The 5,819-nt window shown below is 64.2% G+C and carries 5 protein-coding genes and 1 pseudogene; 3 read left to right on the top strand and 3 right to left on the bottom strand.

The features are described from left to right. Both ACQ3I4_RS16440 and ACQ3I4_RS16435 read right to left on the bottom strand, forming a co-directional pair. Positions 1 to 387: transposase (locus tag ACQ3I4_RS16440; RefSeq protein WP_430633347.1), on the bottom strand; the 387-nt coding region annotated here is incomplete at its 3' end. A 695-nt stretch (positions 388 to 1,082) separates the two neighbouring features. Beyond that, positions 1,083 to 1,463, bottom strand: coding sequence for a hypothetical protein (locus ACQ3I4_RS16435; protein ID WP_430633923.1), 381 nt, complete (start codon positions 1,461 to 1,463; stop codon positions 1,083 to 1,085). 199 nt (positions 1,464 to 1,662) lie between these two features. On the opposite strand from ACQ3I4_RS16435, the gene istA reads away from it, so the two are divergent. After that, positions 1,663 to 3,192: an IS21 family transposase gene (istA, locus tag ACQ3I4_RS16430; protein WP_237428196.1), complete on the top strand. Its 1,530-nt coding sequence runs from the start codon at positions 1,663 to 1,665 to the stop codon at positions 3,190 to 3,192. Further along, the gene (gene istB, locus ACQ3I4_RS16425) at positions 3,189 to 3,977 is read left to right on the top strand and encodes an IS21-like element helper ATPase IstB (protein ID WP_237428195.1); all 789 of its coding nucleotides are present in this window, start codon (positions 3,189 to 3,191) and stop codon (positions 3,975 to 3,977) included. Before istA ends, istB begins: the two co-directional genes overlap by 4 nt. Here the strand turns inward: istB and ACQ3I4_RS16420 are convergent. Beyond that, positions 3,966 to 4,508: pseudogene (locus tag ACQ3I4_RS16420) on the bottom strand (FAD-dependent oxidoreductase); the annotation flags it as partial. The gene istB and the pseudogene ACQ3I4_RS16420 sit on opposite strands and share 12 nt — an antisense overlap. Positions 4,509 to 4,605: 97 nt before the next feature. On the opposite strand from ACQ3I4_RS16420, the gene ACQ3I4_RS16415 reads away from it, so the two are divergent. Further along, positions 4,606 to 5,786, top strand: a protein-coding gene (locus tag ACQ3I4_RS16415; RefSeq protein WP_430633870.1) for an IS3 family transposase whose coding sequence is annotated in 2 segments (ribosomal slippage) — positions 4,606 to 4,866 and positions 4,869 to 5,786 — 1,179 coding nt in all. Because the reading frame shifts where the segments join, the coding sequence is not laid out codon by codon here. Positions 5,787 to 5,819 lie beyond the last annotated feature (33 nt).

The following is a 5,819-nucleotide window of genomic DNA, read 5'->3' as shown; positions in this document are numbered from 1 at the left end:
CATCTCATCGACACCGGTCAGGCGGCGCTGACGCTTCTTGACGATGACCGGTGAGAAGGTCCCTTCCCGGTCCCGCGGCACGTCCACCTCCACCGGGCCCGTGGTCTCCGTCAGCACCGTTTTTGGGCGCACGCCGTTGCGGGAATTCGCGGTCTGCTTCCCTGCCGTATCGTGCTTTTCATATCCGAGATGCTCGGTCATTTCCTCATCGAGCGCGGTCTCGATCACGGTCTTGGTCAGCTGCTTGAGCAGACCGTCCGGCCCGGTCAGGGACAGGCCCTGTTCCTTCGCCATTCTGACCAGCTCGCGCGCAGCGTCGCCCTCGGATACTTCTGTCTTCTTTTCAGCGGTTTTCGTACTCGGCACAGCCTCAAGTGTTGCGGCCATATCGGGCTCCTCCCCGCCAGGCTTACCGCCCGGCGTGTCGAGCCGGATACACCGTTATTTCCACAGTCCCGGCCGCCAAGCCCTCAGTCGGTGGAGGCGATGACATTGTCGCGGCCAACGTGTCCGGTGAAGCGTGGGCCACCAGTTCCGGATACTCGACGTCGTTTGTTGCGTGGGACACGACCCCTGGGACGAGGATCTTACCGGCCGGCAGCGTCGTGTCCTGCCAAAGGGCTCCATTCATGTTCGTGCGGGCGTTGGCACCCTCGAATGAGTAGGAGCCCGCGCTAACACCGAGGACCAGGTCAACAATGAGGCGGAAGTCGATGTCCGTAGTATGTAGGCCGTGCCGGATTCCCAGCAGTCATGGAAGCGCAGAGCATGGTTCAGCGACTCAGTGTGGATTTGGGTGAACCGCTGGTAGTCCTCCACGCACGCTGGGCTCAGGGTTGATTGGGTCCCAGTTTTCCGCGATGGAGGGATTATCAATCTGTGCACGATCAGTCGGGCGTTGACAAGGTTGCAGTATTCTTTCCGCAAAACATGGCCTTGCCGAATTCCCCATCACCGGGAATCGTGATGCCAGATCCTTTTGGTGCTGAACAAGGTCCACAACCGCATTAGTGAGCAGCCCCTTAAACTCGGGAGTTCTGTAATGGTGAGACGTCCTCCGCGAAGGCTCGGGCGGACACTGCTTAGGTGCGCCCGGTAATGATGCCAGCCATCTTTGCAATTGGCGACGTAGTTTTTCTGCCTGCATTCTCGGCCCGGTCAGCGAGATTGTAGGCCTTATAAAGCGAGCTGACGGCAATCCAGCGCAAGGGCTCTTTATCCCATTGCCGCACCCGCCGGTTGACCCAGGGCAAAGTCGTAAGTTCGCTTTGCGGATCGAGAATCAAGTCACGAAGGGTGCGGGCAGCCAAGTTGGTTGCGGTTACGCCGGTGCCGACGTAACCGCCGGCCCAGCCCACTCCGGTTTGTTGGTCGAGTCCTACGCTTGCCTTCCAGTTCCTCGGAACCCCCAAAACACCGGCCCAGGCGTGCTCGATTCGTGCGTTTCTGGCCGCCGGGAACATTTGTTAGCGGCCATGAAAAACTGCCCATAGGCGGCCACGAAAGTGCCCGCTGGCGGCCAGCAGAACTGCCCGCCGGTGGCCATGAGATCTGCCCACTTCCTTACTTGTTCCTGCCGCGTCTTTAAGCGGTGGGGGCCTCTCCCTGCGGTTTGATGACGGTGTCTAAGCGCACCAAAAGCGAACCAGGAAGAGGCCCTGTATGAAGTCTGACGGAGAAATCATGGAAATTCTTGCTGCCTACGATCTGACCGGATCGTTGCGCGCCACCGCGGAGCTCACGGGCTGCTCGCACCACACCGTTGCTAAACACGTCACCGCCCGTGACGCGGGCCGGCCGATCGGGGAACCCGCGGCCCGCGGCCGGGTCACCGACGCGTTCCTGCCCAAGATCGAGGAATGGATCGAAGCCTCCAAGGGCCGGATCCGGGCCGACAAGGCCCACGAAAAGCTCCTCGCTCTGGGCTACACCGGTTCGGAACGGTCTACCCGCCGGGCGATCGCGCAGGTCAAAGCCGCGTGGCGGCTGGGCCACACCCGCGTCCACCGGCCGTGGATCACAGAACCGGGGATGTGGTTGCAGTACGACTTCGGCGACGGGCCCCGGATCGGCGGGGTGAAGACCATCCTTTTCGTGGCCTGGCTGGCGTTCTCACGCTTCCGCATCGTGATCCCGCTCAGGGACAGGACCGCGCCGAGCGTGTTCGCGGCCCTGGACCGGTGCTTCCGGATCCTCGGAGGGGCGCCGACCTATGTCCTCACGGACAACGAGAAGACCGTCACCACCGCCCACGTCGCCGGGGTCCCGGTGCGCAACCAGCAGACCCTGGACTTCGCCCGGCACTACGGGGTGACCGTGCTGACCTGCCAACCGGCGGACCCGGCCACCAAAGGCGGAGTCGAAGCGTCCGTGAAACTCGCCAAGGCCGACCTCGTGCCCAAAGACACCAACCTCCGCGATGACTACCGCACCTTCGCCGAGCTCGAGGCCGCCTGCACGGCGTTCATGGACGAGGTCAATCACCGTGAGCACCGGACGACGCGGCGGAAACCCGCGGCCATGCTCGCCGAGGAAGCCCCGCGGCTGCACCGGATCCCGGACACCGCCCACACGGTCGCGTTCGGCCTGGCCCGCGGCGTTCCGGAGAACACCCCAATGGTCACCTTCGAAAACGCCCAGTACTCCGTCCCGGCCCACCTGCTCGGAGCCCGGGTGTTCGTCCGCACCCACGGCACCGGGCCCGGCGAGCAGGTCATCATCGTCCACCACGGCACGACCGGGCCCGTCGAAGTCGCCCGCCACGAACGGGCACGGCCCGGCAGCCCCGCCATCAACGACGAACACTTCCCCGGAACCCGGGCGAAGCTCCCCGGCGACTACGAGGTGAGGGCCCGCAGCGCGGACGAGGCCGCGTTCCTGGCCATCGGCGAAGGCGCCAGAACCTGGCTCGTCGAGGCCGCCGCGGCCGGGACCGCAAGGATGAACGTGAAAATGGCCGAAGCCGTTACGCTGGCCAAAATCGCCGGCACTGATCAGGTCGACCGGGCCCTGGGCGACGCCGCCCTGCACGGCCGGTTCGCGCACCCGGACCTCGCCTCGATCTTGAACGCCAACATCCGCCGCACTACCACCCACGCCGCCAACGAAGCCACCTCCCTCACCCAAGGAACAGGGGCGTGGGCCGCGATCGGCAACCCCGCAACCATCACCACGCCGGAGGAGGCCCGATGAGCCCCGTCACCACGACCAATACCGTGGCTCCGCCGCTACCGGCGGACCTGGAGGCCCTGATGCGGTCCCTGAAAATGCCCCACGCCCGGGCGCTGGCCCCGGACCTGATCGCGACCGCCCGCGCCCAGCGGTGGGAACCGGCCGAGGTCATCAAGGCCCTCTTCACGGAGGAAGCCGCCGGCCGGGCCCGGTCCATGCTCGCTTCCCGCCGCAAAGCAGCCGGGTTCCCGACCGGGAAGACCTTCGAGGCGTGGGACCCTGCAGCGTCCTCCATCCCGGGCCCGACCCAGCAGGCACTGCGGACCCTGGAATGGATCACCCGCAGGGAAAACTTGGTCGTCTGCGGGCCCTCGGGGACGGGGAAGACGTTCTTCCTCGAAGCCCTCGGCCAGCAGGCCGTCGAAGCCGGAATGCGGGTCGCTTGGTTCAGGCTCGAGGACCTCGGCGTCCTCATCCGCGCCCACCGAACCGATGACAGCGTCACCCGGGCCGTTGCCCGGATCCTGCGCGCCGAGCTCGTGGTCATCGATGATATTGGTCTGTTGCCCGTGGCCACGGACGCCGCCGAAGGCCTCTACCGGGTCGTGGACGCAGCCTACGAAAAACGCTCCGTCGCGATCAGCTCCAACCTCCACCCCGCCGGGTTCGATGAGCTCATGCCCAAAACCCTCGCCACCGCCACCGTTGACCGACTGCTGCACCACGCCCACGTCTGCCAGACCAGCGGCGATTCCGTCCGTCTTACCCAGGCCCTCGCCGGAAAAGGAGTGACCCGCTTGAACTGACCAACCCAACGATGGCCGACCCCGCCGAAACGAATCAGTGGGCAGATCTGTTGGCCATAACCGGGCAGTTTTACTGGCCACCAGCGGGCACATCAACTGGCCGCCCATGGGCAGAACGTAATGGCCATTGACAAACATTCTGCGTAGCATCCTGGTTAGGGCTCGGACTGTTTCTGGCTGCGTGGTTCCCCCTACGTCCGTCCTTGATCCGAAGAGATACGGGATGCCGCGGCCCCCAAGGGCAATGCGGTTGTCTGCTGTTCGTTGAGAGTACACATAGGCGTGCGCCGAGTCTCCTACTGTGTCGCAGTCACTCCAACCGATCTCTGCCCAGACCTCATCGCCAAGGGGCTCGGTGACAATCATAGAAGAATTCATTGGCAGCCACTCGCGGTGCAAACCCTTCAGATTGGCGGTGAATCCTTCGGTGGCACGCAGGATGTAGGTCGCTGTGACATTTCCTCTGTCGGTTCTAGCCGGTCTCGGGCTGATTTCACTTACAGTCGTGTCCTCACATAGTCGTACGCCCATCTTCTCGACCACGTCAGCGAGCCCGCGAACAAGTTTGGGTCTGCTGAAGGTTCGGTTGACTTCCTGACTGCTCTGCGGAGCAGAGAGGATATTCATCATGCCGAAGATCTACTCGGAGGAGTTCAAGGCCAGCGCCCTGGAGCTGCTCGAGCAAGGAATGACCCAGGTACAGGTCTGTAAGGACCTCGGGATGTCCAGGTCCGCGCTGCAGTCCTGGGTAAACGAGAACCGCCTCGACCAGCACGGATTCGAACCCGCCGAGAGCACCGAGGGGAAAGCCGAGCAGGCCAGGATGCTCAGACGGATCCGTGAGCTGGAGCAGGAGAACGAGATCCTGCGCCAGGCCACCGCTTACTTGTCGCAGGCGAATCTGAAGCCCGGGCAGGCCCGCCCAAAATGATGTACCCGCTGGTCCGTGACCTTGCCGCCGCCGAGATTCCGGTGACGGTGACCTGCAGGGTGTTGGGCTTCTCTAAGCAGGCGTTCTATAAGTGGAACGCCCGGCCTGTCAGCGACCGGGACTGGGAGGAAGCCCATCTGATTGACGCCGCCTACGACGTCCACGCCGATGACCCGGAATTCGGGCACCGGTTCATCGCCGATGAACTGCAGGCGGCTGGCCACAGGGTCTCCGAGCGGCGGGTGTGGCGGCTGTGTTCTCAGCAGCAGATCTTCTCCGCCACCGTGCGCCGCGCCAAGCGGGGCGGGGCGAAGCCCGGCCCGCCGGTCTGTGACGACCTGTTGCAGCGGGACTTCACCGCCGAGAGCATCAACACCACGTGGCTGACGGATATCACCGAGCACCGCACCGGTGAGGGCAAGCTCTACCTGTGCGCGATCAAGGACGCCTGCTCAGGACGGATCGTCGGTTACGCCATCGACCGCCGGATGAAGTCTGGTCTGGCGGTGGCCGCCCTCAAGGACGCCGTGGCCCGGCGTGGGGCCTCCAACGTCGCCGGTTGTGTTGTCCATAGCGACCGCGGTAGCCAATTTCGGTCCCGGAAGTTCCAGCACGCCCTGAAGCAGAACGGGCTGGTCGGCTCGATGGGCCGGGTCGGAGCCGCCGGGGACAACGCGGCGATGGAAAGCTTCTTCGCTACGTTGCAGAAGAACGTCCTCGACCGCCGCCGCTGGACCACCCGCGATCAGCTGCGCCTGGCCATCATCCATTGGATCGAACGGACCTATCACCGCCGCCGACGACAGCGTCGGCTCGGTAAGCTAACCCCGGTCGAATACGAAACCATCCACCAAAAGGCCGTCGCCCTGGCGGCCTAAACCATGGAGTCAACTAAACCTTCAGCAGACCCT

This window comes from Zafaria sp. Z1313 (assembly GCF_050563205.1).
Taxonomy (GTDB): Bacteria; Actinomycetota; Actinomycetes; order Actinomycetales; family Micrococcaceae; genus JAZDCJ01.
This window is presented reverse-complemented; position numbering and strand designations above follow the sequence as displayed.